Here is an 18,938-nt window from a genome sequence, read left to right on the forward strand (position 1 = left end):
TCTGCCACCCTCTCACGAAGGTGCGACGAGTTCCGGGTGCGCGGCAAGATAACCGGGCAACTCCCCCGTCCGCAGCGCCGCGAACAGGCCCTTGGCGTCGTCCGTGAGCTGCTCCCCCAGGTAGCGCTGCTGGCTGTCCGTTTCAGGGACGCCTGGCATGCGGATCATCGAGATGGCTTCACCGCTGATCGCCCGCAACTCCAGCGCGAACGAGACCGGGCTCACCGGGCCGGTGCTCACGGTCATCGAACTGCCCGCCGAACGCACGATCTGGTCCAGCCGGGCGGGATCGGTCAGCACACTGGACTTCGTCGCCTCGTTCACGATCGCCTTGATGAACTGCTGCTGATGCCGCTGCCGCGCGTAATCACCATCGTTGAGGGACTTGCGCTGGCGCACATAGTCCAATGCCGACGTCGCGTCCATGCGCGTGCAGCCCGGCTGATAGACCACTCCCGTGTGAATAGAGGTGGTCTGCGCGTCCACGCAGATGTCCACGCCGTCGAACGCCTTGATGACTTCCATGAACCCGTAAAAATCAATGAGCAAAGCGCCGTCGAACCCGGGCAGGCCGGTCAGGTCACGCACTCGTTCGGCCAGATAACGCATTCCGTGTACTCGGCTGAGCTCCGGCCCCGCCCCAATGGCGAACGCCGCGTTCAGTCTGGTGCGGCCACCCGGGAAATTCAGCCGTGGCGCGGGCGGTGCCTCAACGAGCGTGTCCCGCGGCAGCGAGAGCAGGTAGGCACGATCGCGCTCACGCGGAATGTGCATGACCATGATGCTGTCCGCCCGGATCGGGCCTGGCTCATCCTTGCGCCAGTCCAGTCCAGCGATCAGAACGTTAAGCGGCGCACCGGTTTGCAGGCCACCCGATCCTCCATTGTGGAAGGTCGCCGCCGACCCCAGCAGGTCGGCCTGGTTGACCGCGCCTTCCAGCCCGGCGATCAGTGCCTGCGCGCTGACGATGGTGCCGCCGCTGATCGCCATGAGCAGTGTTCCCACCCACACCGACGCCCGGGCCCATCGTGGTGACCGTTTGCGTTTGCGCCGCAGTTGCTGCTTTCTGACCTGATCGGCCAGATCGGAACTGTCAGCCAGGGCCGCGGCGTGCCCGCTGCGAGCAGGCTGGTGCCACCCGACCCGCGAGCCCACCAGAGCGACCACCACGGACTGAATGACGACCAGGTAAATGAGCTGCCGGTAAAGGATCTGCTGCAGCACGAGGGTCCACAGTGGACCGGGGCGTTCGTGATCGAGCCGGAAGGCGTAGATCGCGATAGCCAGCTGCAGCACGGTCAGCCCCGCCCACATCAGCACGATCCAGCTGAACGGCTCGAAAGCGAGGTTGTAAACGAGATAGACGTCAGCGATGGGAGCCAGCAACGGTTGCAGGATCTGGAACACCAGCAGATACAGCAGCCCCCGGCGGCCCAGTTTGCCACTGGCTCCACGCTCCAGCACCGCCGCCCGGTGCTTCCACATCGCCTGCATCGTGCCGTAGCTCCAGCGCGATCGCTGCCGCCACAGGGAACGCCACGTGCCCGGAGCTTCCGTCCAGGCGCAAGCGTCGTCTTTGTAAACGATGCGCCAGCCCGCCCGGCAGACGGCCATCGTGAGATCGGTGTCCTCGGCGAGGGTCGCTGTGCTGATGCCACCGGCGTCCTGCAAAGCCTTGCGGCGGAAGGCTCCTAGTGCCCCGGGGACGGTCGGCATGCAGTCGCCGATCTCGAAGACCCGCCGCTCCAGGTTGAACGCGACGACATATTCGACGTGCTGCAGCCTGCCGATGAGCCCGGCCCGGTTGGCGACCTTCGCGTTGCCGGCGACGCTGCCGACCGCTGGATCCTGGAACGGCTGCACGAGCAAGTGCAGTGTTTCGCGCTCAACGATGGTGTCACCGTCGATGAGTACCAGCAGATCATTGCTGGCATTGGCGATGCCGGTCGTTAACGCTACGGGCTTTCCCGCATTGTCTTGCCGGATCAGGCGCACTCCCGGCAATCCAAGGCGCGCGACGATATCGGCCGTGTCGTCGGCCGAACCGTCGTCGACCACGATTACTTCGAGCCCCGGATAACGGGTCGCCACCAAGGACATGACCGTCGCGGCGATGTTAGCTGACTCGTTGTAGGCGGGCACGATGACCGACAGCGGCGGGGTGAAATCACGGTCAGCGGCTTTGGGGCGCCGGCGTTTGTGCAGCCACGCACAGCCAAACTGGATCGCCACCCGGACCGCGATCAGGATCGCGGCGGCGACCAGCAGCACGAAAAGCACGTCCGCCACGACGGTCGAGACCGATTGCACGATCGCGGCCGCCTCACCGCGGGCTCGCTGGCTGTCCGTCGCCTGGCCCGTGACCGGCCCGCCACTGACCGCACCGGACACGGTGGTGAAGCTGTACCCCCGCTTTTGCAGCGCCGGCACCAGCGTTTCTAGCGCCCACACCGTTTGCTGACGGCTGCCGCCGCCGTCGTGCATGAGCACCACGGCGCCGTTGTCAGCCAGCGGTGCCGCCGACACGACAATCAGGTTGGTACCAGGCTGTTGCGCGTCCATCGAGTCGAGATCAGCGAGCACGACCCGGTAGCCCCAGCCACCGATTTCCTTAACCGCGGCAAGGGAATCGCGGTCAAGCGTGGCCGGCGTGGACGAGAACGGCAGCCGCACGAGCCGCACATCCACGCCGGCCGCCCGTGCCACGGCGTCGCGATTGAGCGCGAGTTGCAAACGGCGCTGCCAGGAAGACATGCGGGCGAAGTCAGCGTGGTTATAGGAATGCAGCCCTAGCTCGTGACCTTCAGCGGCGATGCGCCTAACCAGCTCCGGGTGCTGGCTCGCCCTGCTTCCCACCACGAAAAAGGTCGCCTTGATGCCATGTTTGGCAAGGAAGTCAAGGATTCTTGGCGTCCACTCAGGATCGGGACCGTCCTCGAACGTCAGCGCGACCGTGCGCGGCGGCAAACGCTGGGCGGTAACCTGCGTGCCGGTGACGTCAACAACCGGGCCGGCCAGTGCCTCTGCGGCGCTGTTGATGGTGAACAGACCCGTCGCGCTGGTGCCGCTCTCGCGCGGCCGGGAGAAACCTGCCGCCACGAGCGCCAGGATGAGGCTGAGCACGCTGAGCACGAGCAGCAGCCAATGCGCACGCGGACGCAGCGAACGATGCCGCTGAACCATATCGCTAGATACCGGCCGGCCCGCTTACAGCTCCTGCCAAGCCGACAACGACAGCGACCAGCCACGCGACTAGCGCACCGGCGGCCAATACCCCGAAGGTGATGACAACATGACGGCGGCGCCCACCCGGATCAGCGAAAATCCGGGCACTGGACTGATGTTTCAAAGCTCTACCCAACCCCGTGTCCCCAGTAGCAAAGCCTGTGCAGCCTACAACATGTCTGTCGGCGCCACATGCAGCACAAGCAGGCACCCGGGCGGCAACGCGGCGATCTGCTCACACAGCAACGTCACGGCATCGCGAGCGGCCAGTCTCGCTTCGGCACTGCGTACACCCCTTGCTACCAGGCCTTTCGCCAGCTCGGAACTGTCCTGAAGGGACGGTTGCAGCCGCGGCAGCAGTTCGCGATGTTCCTCACCAATGAGAAACGTCACGCGAGCGTCATCGTTGAGCGCCCGCTCCTCCTGCGGGTAGAGCGAGGAGAAGAACGAGACCTGGTCGCGGTTCCACAACTGCTGGATCACGAACAGGAGGTGCTCGCCGGGCCAGAAATACTCATCGTCGGCTTCCGCGCCTATATCTCGCAGCATGGCCAGCAGACCGGACGGTCCCGCTGCCACCACAATGGGCAAATCGGGCGTCCGGAGGAGGTGAAGCGTAGCGACCGAGGACACGGTTCCCAATGCTAATGTTCGCACGGGAGCCAGGGCCTTTCACTCACCCCGCCGGTGCACTACCCCCGAGGGGAAGTCTCATGGCAAGGCGATGAAGATCCTAACGGAGTACCCCAGCAAATCTCTTGTTCTAGATCCTAACGGCGCGGCCGGCGGTGGCACCTTTGCCCCGGCCGGTCCCGGTAGGATCGGCTAAATGGCGACGCAGGCGGTGCTGGAGCTGGCGGACTGGCGGCAGAAGGTCGCGGCACTCTATCTGTCCGATGTGGACATAGACGGCTTCCGTGCCGGGCGTGAGCAGCTGTTCCACACCCATCCACAGTCGCCTACGCGGGAAAGCCCGCGCTATTTCGCGCCCGATCCGGCGTTCATCGTCGAGGCCACGATCGAGGCGGCCGAAGGCAGCCTGACGATCGGCACGGGCGACACCGACGGTGACGTGACATACGAGCGGGTGGCCATCCTGCGCACACCGTTCGGCCCGCTCACCCTGTGGTGGATAATGGCTTACGGCGGCGGCCTGTTCCTGCCGTTTCGCGACAGCACGTGTGGCGCCGAGACCTATGGCGGCGGGCGTTACCTGACCGACACGGTCAAGGGAACGTTCGGCCGCGGGCTGACGATCGTGAATCCAGGCGTGGCCCGGCTGGATTTCAACTACGCCTACAACCCCTCGTGTGCCTATAGCGACGCGTGGGTTTGCCCTTTGGCGCCAAGGGAAAACTGGCTTGACGCACCTATCCGCGCAGGCGAAGCTGGCTCGGCATAAGAGCGTCACGCAGCGGCAGGCGGCCGGTTACCGATCCGAGGATCACCGGGCGTGTGGCGCCCGTGCAGGACGGTACATTGCCCGGCAGCCCGTGAGCCGTCATCCACCCCAGCAACGCGAACGCGATGGCCTCCTTGAAGTTCTCGGGCGCACCGAGCTGGCTCGATGGCACCAAGGCCACGCCGGGCATACGGTCACGGAGCATCGCCATCAGGGCCGGGTTGGCACAGCCCCCGCCCGAGACGACAAGCGTGTCGACGTCGTGGCGCAACACTTGCCCGGCAACGGTTTCCGCCGTCAGGGCGGTCAGTGTCGGGACGAGATTGTCCAAGGGCAAGTCGGCCAAGTAGGCCTCGTTGAACAGTTCCTTGCCGGTGGACTTCGGCGGGTCCAGAGCGTAAAACGGCTCGTTCAGCAGGTGTTTGAGCAGTCCTTCGTCGACCGTGCCCGCTAGTGCCAGCCGTCCGTCAGCGTCATAGGACTCGCCGGTGATGCGGTAGACAGCGGCGTCGATGAGCGCGTTGGCCGGCCCCGTGTCATAGGCGACGGGCGGGTCACCGCTGACCGTGATGTTGGCGATCCCGCCAAGGTTCAAGGCGGCAGCCCGGCCGGGAATCCCCCGCAATAGCAAGGTGTCCATGAGCGCCACCAGCGGCGCACCTTGTCCCCCCGCCGCGACGTCGCCTGAACGCAGGTCGGACACGACGGGCAGCCCGGTCGCTGCGGCGATCCAGGCGGGCTGTCCGATCTGGAGCGTTCCGAGCACGGAGGTGCCGCAAACCCAGTGATAGACGGTCTGCCCGTGTGAACAGATGAGGTCGGCGTCGATGCCACGGGCCGCCTCACCGAACGCTTGCCCGATCAGCGTGTCCAGCGCGCAGACTTCCGCGAAACTGACCGCCGCGGGCGGTAGGGCGCTGCGCAGCCGCGCACGCAGCTCACGCGAGTAGGGCACGCAGCCGGTGTGGACAACCGATCCGTGCAGCAGCGTGCCGTCAAGCGTGAAGTCCACGACCGCGACGTCGATCCCGTCGTGCGACGTTCCTGAGATCATCCCCATCACACGCATCGGCTGGCCCATTCCGCCACGTCGATGCGCAGCTGCGAGACGTCGGACAGGTCCCGGTGCGGGTGCACCCGGTTGGTGAGCAACGCGATAGTCAGCTCGTGTTCCTCAGAGACGAGCAAGGACGTCCCGGTGAAACCGGTGTGGCCAAAGCCTTTGAGCGGCCCCATGAACGGTGCGTTTAGCCGGACGCCCAGTCCATGCCGGAAACCTGGGTCGACGTGCGCGGGCAGCTGGTCGCGGGTCATCTCGGCCATGACGTTCTCAGGCAACAGCTCGCCATCGCGCAGTGCCTCGCCAAAGCGGGCCAGCTCGCCGACAGTGCCGAAGATGCCCGCGTTTCCGGCCACTCCCCCGAGCGACCAGGCCGTCTCGTCGTGCACGATGCCGCTGACGAGCCCACGCCCGAGCGTCGGCTGGTACTCCGTCGCCGCGAACGCGTGCGCCTCGTCCGGCAGATAGCCCGTGCTGCACAAGCCCAGGGGCGCGATGACCTCTTCGTGCACGAGGGAGGCCAGTCCCGTTCCCGTCGCTCGTTCCAGCAGCAGTCCTAAGACGATGAACCCGACGCACGAATAGTCGAACGGCGCCGTGCTCAACGGCGTATCGAACAGTGCCGCTAGCCGGGACTCCTTGTCCGGCAGCGAAACCAGGTCGATCACGGGCGGCAGGCCTGACGTGTGCGTCAGCAGCTGCCGGGGTGTGATCTGCTCGCCCGCCTTCAGCGACGGCAGCCAGCGGGCGACCGGTTCGTCGAGGTCCACCGTGGACGGTCCGACGCGCAACGCCGCCACCGTCACGAACATCTTCGTCAGCGACGCCAAGTCGAACAATGTCGCCGGGGTGACCGGGAAACCATGCGAGAACGCGGTTTGCCCGGTCACCGCGGAAGCCACCGTCTCACCACGGTGCACGACAACCGCCGCGGCGGCGCTGTAACCGCCGCTATGCGCGAGCAGAATCCGCCGTAGCTCAGTGTCCATGACCGGCGGGGACAGCCACCACATGACGGGTAGCCGGGTAGAGGCACGCGTGATCCTGGATGGTGTCGCCCAGCCGGCCAAGCTGTGGCGGGCGTTGCGCGCACGCGGCGGTCGCGAAGGGGCAACGGGGTTCGAACAGGCAGCCCGGTGGCTCTTTGCGTTCGTCGAGCGGCTCATTGGGTACGAGCCGGTCTGGTCCCGGTTTTTCGAGCCCGTGCAGGACCGGGATCGCCGACAGCAGACATTGGGTGTACGGGTGAACCGGCCCGGCGAGCACCGTTTCCGCCGCCCCGCGCTCCACCACGGACCCCCGGTAGAGCACGTAAAGCTCACCGTCCGAGCCGATGTAGCGGGCCGTGGCGACGTCGTGGGTGATGAAAAGCACTGACACGCCAAGGGTTTCGCGCAGTGAGCGCAGCAGCGCCAGGATGCCCAGGCGCAGCGACACGTCAATCATCGACACGGCTTCGTCAGCGACGAGCACTTCGGGCTCGACCGTTAGCGCACGGGCGATGACGACCCGCTGGCGCATGCCGCCCGAGAGCTGATGCGGATAGCGCGGCAGCACATAGCCGGGGTTGAGCCCGACCAGCGACAGCAGGTGTTCGGTTTGCTCGTTCACCCACGACTCGGGCCGCCCGGTCTGGGCTGCCCGCAACCGCAACGGGTCACGCAACGTCGACTCGATGGTGCGCGTCGGGTTGAGCGCCGAATATGGATCCTGGTGAATCAGCTGGATTTTGCGGAAGTAGGGCTCACGTGCCTTCGGCTTGAGCGCGCTGACATCCACATTGTCGATGATCAGGCTGCCGCCTTCGAGCGGTTCGAGCCCGGCCAGGATGCGGCCCAAAGTCGTTTTGCCGCAACCGGATTCGCCGATGAACGAGACCGCTCCACCGCGCGGGATGGCGAAATCCACTCCCCGCAACGCGGTCACCGTTTTACTGGCCAGCATTCCACCCCTGGTGTGGAACGTCTTCGTGATTCCCCGGCCCTCGATCATGCCGCGCCTTCCTTCACCGCGTGACACGCGACCGTGCGCCCGTCAAGCATCCTCTGAGCCGGTGGCTCAACGGTTTCGCACACTTCCATGCGCAGCGCGCACCGTTCCCGGAACACGCAGCCCTGCTTGGGAATCGTGCCCAGGGTCGGCGGCGTGCCCGGAAGTGCTTTCGCCGCACTGATATCGCCGGTCAGCCGTGGAATCGCGTGGATAAGACCGCGGGTGTACGGATGCCGTGGTTCGGCGAGCACCTGTGTCACCGGCCCGTGCTCGACGATCCGCCCGCCGTACATGACAGCGATCTTGTGGGCGACCTCGGCCACGACCCCGACATCGTGTGTGACGACGAGCGTGGTCAAGCCTTGTTCCTTGTGGACGTCGCGCACGATCTGCAGGATGTTCGCCTGCGTGATCATGTCGAGAGCCGTGGTCGGCTCGTCGAGCACGAGCACGTGGGCGTTGAGCACCAAGGCGAACATGATGCCCACGCGCTGGCGCATGCCGCCCGACAGCTCGTGCTGATAGGCGTCGAGCACGCGGTCGGCGTTGAGCCCCATCCGGTCGAGCAGATCCTTGGCGTGCCTCAGCAGTCCCTTGAGATCACGGACTTTATGCGCCTTACCGAGATCGAGCAGCTGCTTGCCCACCGTCTTGAGCGGGTTTAGCGAGTTCTGCGCGGCCTGGAAGACGTAGCCAATCTTGGCACCCCGGACGGTGCGCAGCTCTTCGCCGGCCAGTTTCGCCATGTCACCGATGCCGTCCACGACAACGGATCCAGCCGTGACGCGGCCCGGCTTTTGCACCGCGCCCAGCAACGACAAGGCGAGCGTTGACTTGCCCGACCCTGACTCGCCCACCAGTCCCGTGATCGTGCCCGCCGCGAGCTCCAGGTCGACCTGGGACACCGCTGGCAGCTCACCAGCATCGGTCTTGTAGGCCACCGTGAGGCCACTGATGGAAACCGCGGGCGCTTTGACCATCGTTATCGTCATCAGCTCTCCCGCAGCCGTGGGTTGAAGATCTCCTCCAGCGCGTCGACGATGAGCACCACGCCGAGTGTCAGCAAGAGGATCGCCCCGAGTGGAGCGAGCAGATACGGCAGCGCGTCAGGTGAGATCAGGGCACCGGACTGGAACACGGCCGCGTTGAGCATGACGCCCCAGTTCGAGGTGTCGATCGGCAGCACACCCAGGAAGTAGAGACCGACCTGGGCGTAGATGTATCCGGTGACGGCCATCAGCAGGTTCGTCGCGATGAACGGTGCCACGTTAGGCAGCAATTCCTTCGTGACGATGTGCCGGGTCGGCAATCCCAGCCCGCGTGCGGCCTCGATGAATCCGCGCTCTCGCAAGGAAAGCGTCTGTGACCGGACCGCCCGTGCGAGCGAGCCCCAGCCGATCAGTCCTAAGACGAGCGACATCTTCCACCACGAGCCGAGACTGATCGTCGTCGTGAGCACGATCAGCAACGGGAATCCCGGAATCGTCAGCACGAAGTCGGCGATGCGCATCAGGATGGAATCGCCTATGCCCCGGTTGTAGCCGGAGTACAGACCCACGGCGGTACCGATGAGCATCGTGAGCAGTCCGGCCGCGCCGGCGACGAGGAGGACTCCCTGAGTACCGGTAATGACAAGAGCGAGCACATCGACGCCCTCGAAGTCCGTCGAGAGTGGATGCTCCCAGCTGATCGGGGCATAGATGTTCTCGGCGTCATAGGGCAGGCGTTCTGGATAGAACCATGAGCCAGCGATGGCCATGAAGATGAACAGCAGCACGATGAACAGCCCGATGAGCCGGCTCGGACGGCGCCGCAGCGCACGCCACACCCCGCGCCAGAACTGTTTGCGCACACTAACTCTCGCGACCCGCTCGGTCATGCCTGCCTCCTGACCCGGGGATCGATGGCCGAGTAGAGCAAATCGGCCAGGATGTTCGCCACGATTACCGCGACCGTGATCATCAAGAACGCGCCGCTCATCATCGAGTAGTCCCGGGAACCGATGCTGGAGAACAAAAGCATGCCCAGACCGGGATAGTTGAAGATCCGCTCGATGAAGATCGACCCGCCGAACACGAGGCCGAACGAGATCGCCAGCACCGTGAACAAGGGCAGGATCGCGTTCCTTGCCAGATAACGGAACCGGGTCAGCGACGTCAGCCCACGCAACTCAGCCGCGAGCAAGAAGTCGTCGCCGAGCACACTGGCCACGGACGAGCGCATCGCCAGCAGCCAGCCGCCATAGGTCGCCAGGGCATAGGCGGCAGCGGGCAGCGCCGCGTGATAGAGCACGTTGCCGATGAAGTCGAAATACAGTCCTGGGGCGACTTCGTCGGCGTTGTAGACCCCGCCACTGGGGAACAGGCGCCATTGCCTGGTGAACAACGCGGCGAGGATGATGCCGATGACGAACGGTGGCACGCCGTGCAGCAGCGATCCAGCGATCGACAGGCTGTGACCGACCACGGTGGACCGCTTGATCGCCGCGATCACGCCGAGGACCACGCCGATCAGGAAGCTCACGAGGATGCCCGTGAGCACGAGCACCACGGTCCACGGCATCGCGCCGAGCACCCGGTCCGCCACGGGAACACCTTGTGACTCAACGGAAACCCCGAGATCGAAGCGCAGGATGCCGCCCATGTATTCGAGGTACTGCTTCCACATAGGCCCGTGCGGGACGAAACCATAGGTGACCGCCGCCGCCGCTTCCGCTTGGTCGGGCGGCATGCCCATCGCGATGTTCCGCTCGATTTGCACCTGGACCGGATCGCCAGGCATCAAGCGGATGAGAACAAAGGTGAAGGTGGTCACTACCCAGATCATGACGAGCCCGCGGGTCAAGTGACCCGCGAGCCGTCGTGCGAAACCCGTCATCATTACTTCGGCTGGATATACCCGAGCTGCATCCACACGCCATGGGACAGGCGCAGGCATTCGCAGTTGGCCTCGGGCCAGTTGGTGTAACGGGATTCGTTGATGAACTGAACGTTGACGTAGTTCCAGATCTGAATCATCGGAACCTGGTCGTTGGTGTACTTGGCCAGTTTCAGGATGGTGTCCTTGGCCTGGTCCACCGGCAGTTGGCTGAGCTGATAGGTCAGCTCGCCCGGGTTGACGGTGCCGGCACCCTCGATCGTGGCGGTCTCCGGTGAGCCGATCCAGTTGCCCTTCTCGCCAGGCGCGGCGTGGGTGAGCTTGCCACCGAACGCGGTCCACCCGTTGGCAGCACCGTATAGGCGGGCGTAGGCGTTGTAGGTGGATGGCCCGAGGGCGATCAGCCAGAAGCCAACGGCGTACTTGCCTTCGGCCATTTCCTTTTGGTAGACGGCGAAGTCAGCACTCGTCTGCACCTCGACGGCGATGCCGGCTTCGGTGAGCTGCTTGGCGATGTTGCTGCCGGTCGCGATCCAGTCGGAGAATCCGTTGGGGGCCTGAATCTTGAAGGAGAACGGCTGGCCGTTGGCCAGCATCCACTTGCCGTCCTTCTTCGTCATCCCGGCTTGCGTCAGCAGCGTCTCGGCCTTGGCCTTGTCCAGGTTGTACTGGTTGAGCTTGGCCAGCTCGGCCTCACCGATCCACGACTTGGCGGCTTCCTGAATCATGCCGTGCGTCGTCTCGGCGGCCTTGCCGCTGTCGGGCGAGCCAACCTTCGTCGCCTGAGCCCGGTCGATGAGGTAAGCCAGGGCGCGGCGCACTTCGACCTTGTTGAACGGCTCGAACTTCTGGTTGAACGCGAGCGCGCCGCTGACGTGCGACAGGCCCTTGAGTTGCTTGCTGCCGTTGACTTTGAGGATCTGCTCCACGACGTTGGTCGGCGTCGCGGTGAACGGCGCCGAGTCAAGCTCGCCAGCGGTCAGGTAGTTCCAGATCTGCTCGTTGCCGGTGTAGTTGCGCAGGCGCACCTTCTCCGGGCCGATCTTCGAAGCGTTGAAGTAGTGCGTGTTCTTGACCAGGATCGCCTCGCTGGCGTTGACGCTCTCGAGCACGAACGGGCCCGCGGTCACGTCCTTGGCCGGGCCAAACGCGATCAGCTTCTTACCCAGAGCCGAAATCTCGTCGCGGGCGGCCTTCGCGGCGTCAGCCTTGGCCGGGTCCGCGGATCCACCGAGCTTCACCTTGTCCCAGAAATCGGCTGGCAACTGTGGGCCCCACACCGACTTGGGAAGCACCCACAGGGAAAGCACGCTGAACAGGAAGGTGTTGTTGCGGGCGCCTGCCGCCTGCGTGAACTTGACGGTCTTCTTGTCCACGATGGTCAGTTCGCCCAGGGCGCCGGTGGTGCCTGGGGTGACCTGGAAAACGCCACCGCCCTGTGTGAACGCGACGGCTGCCGACACCTGAATGTCGTCGGCGGTCACGTCGGTGCCATCCGACCACTTGGCGTTCGGCTGGATCTTGATCGTAATCTCGGACTGGTCCGCGTTGACCTGCCAGCTCTCAGCGATCGCCGGGTAGTGCTGGTTGTGGTCGGTCATGTGGTTCTTACGGAACCCCAGCGGAATCGCGTTGTAGCCGTTGAACGCGTTGCCCTTGCCTGCATATGGGTTGATCGGCGCCTGTGCGTCGATCGCGTGGTTACCGTCGATGGTCGTGTAGGTGCCACCGCCTTTTTGCGGTTTGCTGTCACCACATGCGCTGGCCGTGAGCACCAGCGACAGTGCGGTTGCGACAGCAATGACTGACCTCTTCACAACACCTCCTGAGGGAAAAGTTGGCGTGAGGTTATGCCTCCCGCGGCTGGCTCGTCAATAAGTTACGAACAACGACTCCGTTTCGTTAAAAAATTCCTCCTAGATCCACTATGGATGCCGCAGGTACGGTTGTCGCCGCAGCTCGAAGGCGGTCAATTCGTCCGACCACGACTCAGTTATCTCAGTTTCATCAGCGCCGGCGTCAACCATGTCACGCAACCGCGATGAGCCGCTGAGCTTGTCGATCCACTGCTCTTTCCACGCGAAGCCTTCATATTTGCGTGCGCCGATGAGCATCGCGACAGCGGTCTCGATAGCGTCAAAACCGTTGTGTGGCTTGACTTCCACGCCCGCACAGGATTCACCGCTGAACTTCGAGAGCACGGGCACGAAATAAGCCTCGCGGAAGTCCACTCCGGACACATCCAGCCCGTCTGCCCACCGGTAGTCCAGGAACGGGGCGCCGATCAATTCGAACGGCCGTGTCGTGCCCCTGCCCTCGGAAAGATTCGTGCCCTCGAAAAGGCAGGTCCCCGGGTACACCAAAGCGGTTTCAGGCGTAGGCAGGTTCGGGCTCGGTGCCACCCACGGCACCCCCTCCAGCCGCCCGGTCATCTCCCGCTCCCACCCGAGGCATGGCACCACTTCCAGGTCGAGCTCGCGTGGCAGGAACTCTCCGTTGTAGAACCCCGCGAGTTCGCCCGTTGTCATCCCGTGCTGCTGTGCGATCGCCTTGCGCCCGACGAACGTCTCGAATCCCGGCTGCATCACCGGGCCGGAAGCCTTGCCACCACAGGGGTTCGGTCGTTCCAGCACAATGAACCGCAAACCCAGCTTCGCCGCCGCGCTCATCGCATCGTAGAGCGTCCATATATAGGTGTAGAACCGCGCTCCCGCATCCTGGATATCGAAGACGATCACCTCGGCCGACGAGTCGGCGAACATCTGCGCCCACTTGTCCTCGTCGGCCCCATACGCGTCGAAGACCGTTATCCCGGTCCGGGGATCGATCGCGGTGCCCTCACTCGCCCCGTCTTGGGCACTGCCACGAAACCCATGTTCGGGACCAAAAATCCCCTTCACCGGTACGCCGTGAGCATGCAGCAAATCGACCAGATGCCGATAACGACGGTCCACACCGGAGGGGTTGGAGATGACCCCTACCCGCTGGCCGAGCAGGGACTTGAAGCCGTTTTCGGCAAGGTGATCAAGGCCGGTCGTTATCACGCCGCCATTGTGCTCAGGCGGCCCTACAAGCCAGCCACAATTTCGCCGGACGCCAAATACGGACACAGGCGGCAACGTTTAGCTTCAGCGACAAAGGGAACCTCGATGTCATGGCCGGAAATCTCCTTGGTGGCCGTTACCGTCTAGTCGAGAAATTGGGCTCAGGCGGCATGGCGGTGGTGTGGCGGGGCTATGACGAGGTCTTGGGACGTCAGGTGGCGATCAAAGTCCCTGCTCCCGGGCTCGCGGCGGACGCCGCGTTCCGGCAGCGGCTGCGAGCCGAGGCTCAAGCGGCCGCCCGCTTGTCGCATCCTCACTTGACGACAGTGCATGACTACGGTCCGTCGTATGTGGTGATGGAACTCGTGGAGGGAACGACTCTTAGTTCGGTCCTGGGTGATGGGCAGACGTTGCCGTGGCAGCAGGCCGCCGCGATCTGCGCCGAGGTCGCCATGGCGCTAGCCGCCGCCCATGAGCGCGGCATCGTGCACCGTGACGTCACTGCCAACAACGTCATGCTCACGTCCTCAGGCGTCAAGGTTCTCGACTTCGGCATCTCGGCGCTAGCTGGCGAACCCGAGCCGGAAGACCCCGGGCAGATGCTCGGTACCCCTGCCTTTGTGGCACCGGAACGGCTGCGGCAAGCCGACGTGACACCAGCCGTAGACGTATACGCGGTCGGCATCTTGCTCTATCGCTGCCTTCGCGGCGCCTTGCCCTGGGCGGCCGGGGACACCGAAGAACTGTTCACGGCTCACCTTTGGCTGACGCCCACGGAACTGCCGGACGATCCAGACCTTCCCGATGAGCTGCGGCAGCTGTGTTATGAGTGCCTGGCCAAGGAGCCAGCCGACCGCCCCGACAGTGCTGAGCTGGCAACACGTCTGTCCACGTTGGCCGGATCAGCCGTCATCTCGGTGCTTCCAGCCACAAGCGCCGCCCGCGAGGAAACCAAGACGAACGTGCTCGCCTGGCAAGGCACGCAGGCAGAACGCCCTAAGCGCAAGCGCCGCACCGCTTTGGTCGCCATCGCTGGCACCGCTGCCGTGCTCGCCGCTTCAGGAGCCGCGATGTCGTCCGCGGACCGCCCGCGACCGCAGTGGCACGAACCCGTGGCAGCCGCCGAACCTCCCCCGGCGGCCTGCCACGTCACGTTTCAGGTGACCCGTGACGATGGCGCGAACTTCGCCGCCAACGTCACGGTGCAGAGCACGGAAACTGGCCCCGCGTCGCAACTGCGGTTCCCGTGGCCGGGTGATCAGCACATGACCCAGGCGGCCGCGGCGCACTGGGACCAGAGCGGGCGCGAGGTCGTGGTCCAGCCGAACCCAGGCCAGCAGCGGATCGAGCTGTCGGGCACCTACAGCGCGCTCAACGCCCTTCCGGCCAGCTTCGCCTGGAACGGCTCGTCATGCACGTCCACTTTGGTCGGCGCCCCGGCCGTGGTGCTCGTCGCTGAAGAAAGCGACTCCAGCGGCAAGGGCAAAGGTAAGGGCAAAGGCCGCGGCGACGACCATGAGGATGACGACTAGCCAACGGCCGATCCATCTATGAAGGCGCCTATTCCTATGGAACCATGTCGCGCATGGTTGAACGGATCGTCGTATCCTTCTCAGATTTAAGCTCTGCCGCTGGCCCCTTGACCTGGGGTCAGCAGCAGTTATGGCGGGCCATGGTCGAAATGGACTCGTCCTTAGGCATTGGCGGCGTGGTTCCCATGCCGGCCGGGCACACACCGCAAGACAAAGCCGAGGAACTGCGGTTCTTCTTGCACCGCTACCAGGCGCTGCGCACCCGCCTGGCATTCGGGCCCGACGGTGAGGTCACGCAAGTGGTCGCCGGTTCCGGTGAAACGTGGGTCGAGGTCCACGACACCGATGATGATCCGCAGAAAGCGGCCGAAGCCCTCTTCGCGCAATGGCGCGCGACGAAGTACGACTACGAGCACGAGTTCCCGATGCGGCTGGCGGTGATGCGCAAAGACGGCGTGGCTACGCACGTGATCGCGATGCTCTGCCACATCGCCGCCGACGCTGTTGGTGTCGGCACCATGTTGCGCGAACTGCACGAGCGCGACCCGGTGACCCTTGAGCCCAAAGCCCCGCACATGGGCATCCAGCCGCTGGAACTCGCTTCGTGGCAGCAAAGCCCGGCCGCCAAACGCCACACCGACTCGGCGATGCGCTACTGGGACACCCACTTGCGGGCCATTCCCACTATCCGCTTCCCCGCTGTCGCCAGCCCTCCCGCGAGCGGGCGCTTCCAGCAGATATGCTGGAAATCGCGCGCTATGTTGCTTGCGCTGCAAGCGATTTCAGTCCGCGACCAGGTCGACACCGGCCCCGTGCTCCTTGCCGCCGCGGCGGTCGGGCTCGCGCGGCTGACGGGAGCGAACCCCTATGTCGCGCAAACGATCGTGAACAACCGGTTCCGGCCGGGACTGTCCGATATGGTCAGTCCGCTCAATCAGAACGGGCTGTGCGTCATCGACGTCGCTGACATCACGCTGGGTTCGGCAATCGACCGGGCACGTAAGGCGTCGATCAACTCCGCTAAGTTCGCCTATTACGACCCGCGCGCCCGAGACGAACTGCTCAACCGCATCAACGCGGAGCGTGGTGAGCGGCTAGACCTCGCACACTTCGTCAACGACCGGCGTGGCATGGCACCGAGCGCACCACTCGATCTGCCGCCAGCACCGGAGGAAATCATTGCGGCCCTTGGCGAAACGAGCCTGCTCTGGGAAGCCGAGCTGCGGCTGTTCAACGAGAAGCTGATGGTGAATTTCGACGAGATCAATGGCGAGATCCAGGTGACGGCTGAGGCCGACACCCACTATTTCGCCCTCGACGATCTCAAGGAACTCATGTCCAAAATGGAGGCCGTGACGGTGGAGGCCGCCCTTGATCCGGCCGCCTCCACCGCTGTCAGCCGTCACATGGCTGGCGGATAGTTACGGTAGGTCTCTTCGTAATAGGAGCCAACCTCGGAGCGGTAGTCGGGCTTGCCGAAGGTCTCCGGGTCATAAGGTGGCGAGTCCTTGATCTGATCCTTCGTCCGGTCCACATAGACCTTGCGGTCCGTGTGGTCGACACGCTCGATCGTGCCAGCGGGCAGAATCACCTTCCGCCCAAAGATCCACGGGCCAGTGTCAACCACGAGATAGGCACTGCCCGTTTCGTGGTTGGCCTCGTCGATCTCGCCGATCGAACCATCGGTCGCTTCAACTTCGTATCCGGTGAGATCCGCGTGCCCACGGCGGGCCGTTTCGGTCAGCTCCGGTTCGTCCACAGGCGGGATGCCCATGAACCACGCCGGATCACGCCAGGCCCAGGGAGTGAACGGTTGCATCGTTTTCCTCCAGTCAATCGTTGACTTCGCCGGATTTGGTCTGGGGGGAGCTAATCAGTTTGGCGGGTTCCGCGACCCGCCCATAGCTGCTGTGCCGGTACACCTCTTCGGCCCTGGCCTGTGCCTGGGTGCCAGGTTTGGTGTACATGCCAGCGAGCAACAGGAAGCTTCCGGCAAGGAAAGCGGCGATACAGCCAGCGACGCCGACGCCGAGAAAAGAGGGCAACGTGAGCCCAGCCATGCCGAGCACGATCACGAACGCGCCAGCGCCCTCCGTCAGGAAGTGCTGACGGCCCCGGCCGAGCAGCATGCTCACGAGCACGACTCCGGCCGCGAGGCCGGCCAGCAGGAACATGCCCAGGCCAGCCCTGAGACCGAGCACCGTGGCGCCTTCGTCCCGGAACAAGGCCTGGCCCCTCGTCTGCGCCACGCCGATCACGGCCCACACCAGCATCAGCAACGACACCGCCACGGTCAGCACGCGATAGGTTCCGCTCAGGCGATGGTTAATCGGATAGTGCGGCATCCTCAGGGCGTACCCCCTGGGGTCTATTCAAAACGCAGAGCCTTGCTGAAATGCGTGGCGGTGGTACGCACGGTCATACCAACGTGTTCGTAGAGCGCTACCGCACCGGTCTCGGAGTGCGTATACAGGTAGCAGGTTTGCTTGCCGGCCTCGTAGTAGGACCGGAAAGCTTGCCGCAGCAACAACTGGGCGATGCCCTGGCGCCTGTGGTCTCGGTGAACGGCCACCCGCTCGATATAGCCCTCGGGCTGAGCCGGATCGTCGAGCGACAGCACGGCACCGACGAGCTGGCCCTCGCGGAAAGCCAACGGGGACAAGGCAGGCGCGAAATCCGGCCGGCGAATCGTCTCGTGCGACCACTCTTCGAAGTCGCGGCGGCGTTGCTGCCAATCGCTAAACGCTTCCTCGACCATCTCGTAAACGGCATACTCATCGCCCACTTGAAACGAACGGACCGTGATGGCATCGAGTGCTGGCAGCGTTGGCGGTTCGCTGGACGTGATTTCCAGACGCCATTGGGTCGCTTTCGGCTCGTAGCCACGCGAGCTCAGAAGCGCGGCGGCACCGTGATCGGCGTCGGAGATGGTCTGGCCGAGCCGCTCACTGCCCACGTCTACCGCGCGTTTCTCCACCCAGGCGAGCAGGTCTGACCCGAGCCCCTGGCCCCGGTTGGCCGGGTGAACCGTGACCTCGGCCCGCCTTCCCCGGTGCACCCACGCGCGGGCGATAAGGCGGCCGTCGTGGTCGTGCACGAGCAAGGTGTCCTTGTCCAGCTGAATCGCCGGCCTTTGCAGGTCGCTGATGACACGCTCAAGCGTCACCTCCACCATCCCGTCAAGGTCCCGTGAACTCGCCCCCATCAACTGGTGAATCGCTGATGCGTCATCCAGCCGCGCCGCCCGCTGCGATCTCATGTTGGCCATTCGATGAGCATGGCAGGCAGGACACCCTTGTCTAGCAGTGGCATCCAATCCAGGCCGATCATCCGCGGGCAGTCGCAAGGAAGATCGTCGGCACCAAGCCGGGGTTCGCCATCGGCGACCGTCACCGCGAAGACGGCGGTCATCCCAGAGGGATAGTGCGCGTCCCGGATGTACGTGGCGGAGATGATGGTGAGGCCCACTTCCTCAGCCACCTCACGGCGAACGGCCTGTTCGTCGGTCTCGCCTTCTTGAGCACCGCCGCCCGGAAGCGTCCAGTAAACCGGTCCGTCGTGGCGGCCCGTGCCGCTCTTTGAACGTTCCCGCACCATCAGCACTTTGCCGTCGCGAATAATCGCCGCAGCCGCACGCCTTCGTTCTGTCATCTGACGATCATGCCTTGCGAATATCCGCAGTGTTGTTGTCGTACTTGTGTTCTAGGCTTTGGTTTGTGGATGTGGCTGAGCGGATTGTCGCGGAAGGGCGTATCGCTTCTGCCGCTTTGGGCCGTCAGCTTGCCCTGATTCACGAGATGAGCCGT

18 protein-coding genes are annotated in these 18,938 nt (G+C 64.4%); 3 read left to right on the forward strand and 15 right to left on the reverse strand.

Annotation, left to right across the window (positions count from 1 at the left end; all coding sequences use genetic code 11):
- Window positions 1-12: 12 nt before the first annotated feature.
- Genes A3E1_RS42820 through A3E1_RS0129895 form a run of 3 tightly spaced genes read right to left on the reverse strand, consistent with a single transcriptional unit; the run spans window position 13 to window position 3,858 of the window.
- A complete protein-coding gene (locus A3E1_RS42820) occupies window positions 13-3,183 on the reverse strand; it encodes a glycosyltransferase (protein WP_063825175.1) in 3,171 nt (1,056 codons plus the stop codon).
- 4 nt (window positions 3,184-3,187) lie between these two features.
- Window positions 3,188-3,349, reverse strand: a complete 162-nt coding sequence (locus tag A3E1_RS47435; RefSeq protein WP_157631807.1) for a hypothetical protein — start codon at window positions 3,347-3,349, stop codon at window positions 3,188-3,190.
- A gap of 44 nt (window positions 3,350-3,393) precedes the next feature.
- Entirely contained in the window at window positions 3,394-3,858 is a 465-nt protein-coding gene (locus A3E1_RS0129895) for a hypothetical protein (protein ID WP_020524486.1), read from the reverse strand.
- A 196-nt stretch (window positions 3,859-4,054) separates the two neighbouring features.
- On the opposite strand from A3E1_RS0129895, the gene A3E1_RS0129900 reads away from it, so the two are divergent.
- Complete coding sequence (locus A3E1_RS0129900) at window positions 4,055-4,627, forward strand: DUF1684 domain-containing protein (protein ID WP_020524487.1); 573 nt, start codon at window positions 4,055-4,057, stop codon at window positions 4,625-4,627.
- On the opposite strand, the gene A3E1_RS0129905 is transcribed toward A3E1_RS0129900, so the two are convergent.
- The 8 genes from A3E1_RS0129905 to A3E1_RS0129940 form a co-directional block, all read right to left on the reverse strand.
- The gene (locus A3E1_RS0129905; protein WP_211216018.1) at window positions 4,596-5,687 is read right to left on the reverse strand and encodes an anhydro-N-acetylmuramic acid kinase; all 1,092 of its coding nucleotides are present in this window, start codon (window positions 5,685-5,687) and stop codon (window positions 4,596-4,598) included. The two genes, A3E1_RS0129900 and A3E1_RS0129905, sit on opposite strands and share 32 nt — an antisense overlap.
- On the reverse strand, window positions 5,687-6,676 hold the full coding sequence (locus A3E1_RS42825; RefSeq protein WP_169454462.1) for a serine hydrolase domain-containing protein: 990 nt from the start codon (window positions 6,674-6,676) through the stop codon (window positions 5,687-5,689). The genes A3E1_RS0129905 and A3E1_RS42825 overlap by 1 nt, the downstream gene beginning before the upstream one ends.
- Window positions 6,666-7,679: an ABC transporter ATP-binding protein gene (locus A3E1_RS0129915; RefSeq protein WP_020524490.1), complete on the reverse strand. Its 1,014-nt coding sequence runs from the start codon at window positions 7,677-7,679 to the stop codon at window positions 6,666-6,668. The genes A3E1_RS42825 and A3E1_RS0129915 overlap by 11 nt, the downstream gene beginning before the upstream one ends.
- The gene (locus A3E1_RS0129920) at window positions 7,676-8,671 is read right to left on the reverse strand and encodes an ABC transporter ATP-binding protein (protein WP_020524491.1); all 996 of its coding nucleotides are present in this window, start codon (window positions 8,669-8,671) and stop codon (window positions 7,676-7,678) included. The genes A3E1_RS0129915 and A3E1_RS0129920 overlap by 4 nt, the downstream gene beginning before the upstream one ends.
- On the reverse strand, window positions 8,671-9,558 hold the full coding sequence (locus A3E1_RS0129925; protein WP_020524492.1) for an ABC transporter permease: 888 nt from the start codon (window positions 9,556-9,558) through the stop codon (window positions 8,671-8,673). Before A3E1_RS0129925 ends, A3E1_RS0129920 begins: the two co-directional genes overlap by 1 nt.
- Window positions 9,555-10,493 carry an ABC transporter permease gene (locus tag A3E1_RS0129930; RefSeq protein ID WP_211216019.1) on the reverse strand — a complete coding sequence of 313 codons (939 nt, stop codon included), beginning with the start codon at window positions 10,491-10,493 and terminating at the stop codon, window positions 9,555-9,557. The genes A3E1_RS0129925 and A3E1_RS0129930 overlap by 4 nt, the downstream gene beginning before the upstream one ends.
- Before the next feature lie 65 nt (window positions 10,494-10,558).
- Window positions 10,559-12,373, reverse strand: a complete 1,815-nt coding sequence (locus A3E1_RS0129935; protein ID WP_020524494.1) for an ABC transporter substrate-binding protein — start codon at window positions 12,371-12,373, stop codon at window positions 10,559-10,561.
- A gap of 108 nt (window positions 12,374-12,481) precedes the next feature.
- On the reverse strand, window positions 12,482-13,600 hold the full coding sequence (locus A3E1_RS0129940; RefSeq protein WP_020524495.1) for an exo-beta-N-acetylmuramidase NamZ family protein: 1,119 nt from the start codon (window positions 13,598-13,600) through the stop codon (window positions 12,482-12,484).
- A 110-nt stretch (window positions 13,601-13,710) separates the two neighbouring features.
- On the opposite strand from A3E1_RS0129940, the gene A3E1_RS42830 reads away from it, so the two are divergent.
- Together A3E1_RS42830 and A3E1_RS0129950 are read left to right on the forward strand one after the other, a co-directional pair.
- Complete coding sequence (locus A3E1_RS42830) at window positions 13,711-15,132, forward strand: serine/threonine-protein kinase (protein WP_051105188.1); 1,422 nt, start codon at window positions 13,711-13,713, stop codon at window positions 15,130-15,132.
- Between the two features lie 149 nt (window positions 15,133-15,281).
- A complete protein-coding gene (locus A3E1_RS0129950; protein ID WP_157631809.1) occupies window positions 15,282-16,553 on the forward strand; it encodes a condensation domain-containing protein in 1,272 nt (423 codons plus the stop codon).
- Here A3E1_RS0129950 and A3E1_RS0129955 read toward each other — a convergent pair.
- Genes A3E1_RS0129955 through A3E1_RS0129970 form a run of 4 tightly spaced genes read right to left on the reverse strand, consistent with a single transcriptional unit; the run spans window position 16,535 to window position 18,783 of the window.
- A complete protein-coding gene (locus A3E1_RS0129955) occupies window positions 16,535-16,951 on the reverse strand; it encodes a PRC-barrel domain-containing protein (RefSeq protein ID WP_020524498.1) in 417 nt (138 codons plus the stop codon). The genes A3E1_RS0129950 and A3E1_RS0129955 overlap by 19 nt on opposite strands.
- A gap of 13 nt (window positions 16,952-16,964) precedes the next feature.
- Complete coding sequence (locus A3E1_RS0129960) at window positions 16,965-17,477, reverse strand: hypothetical protein (RefSeq protein WP_020524499.1); 513 nt, start codon at window positions 17,475-17,477, stop codon at window positions 16,965-16,967.
- Window positions 17,478-17,500: 23 nt separating this feature from the next.
- A complete protein-coding gene (locus A3E1_RS42835; protein ID WP_020524500.1) occupies window positions 17,501-18,391 on the reverse strand; it encodes a GNAT family N-acetyltransferase in 891 nt (296 codons plus the stop codon).
- The gene (locus tag A3E1_RS0129970) at window positions 18,388-18,783 is read right to left on the reverse strand and encodes an NUDIX domain-containing protein (RefSeq protein ID WP_020524501.1); all 396 of its coding nucleotides are present in this window, start codon (window positions 18,781-18,783) and stop codon (window positions 18,388-18,390) included. The genes A3E1_RS42835 and A3E1_RS0129970 overlap by 4 nt, the downstream gene beginning before the upstream one ends.
- Window positions 18,784-18,938: the final 155 nt, after the last annotated feature.

The sequence above is a fragment of the Catelliglobosispora koreensis DSM 44566 genome (genome assembly GCF_000379685.1).
Classification (GTDB): domain Bacteria; phylum Actinomycetota; class Actinomycetes; order Mycobacteriales; family Micromonosporaceae; genus Catelliglobosispora; species Catelliglobosispora koreensis.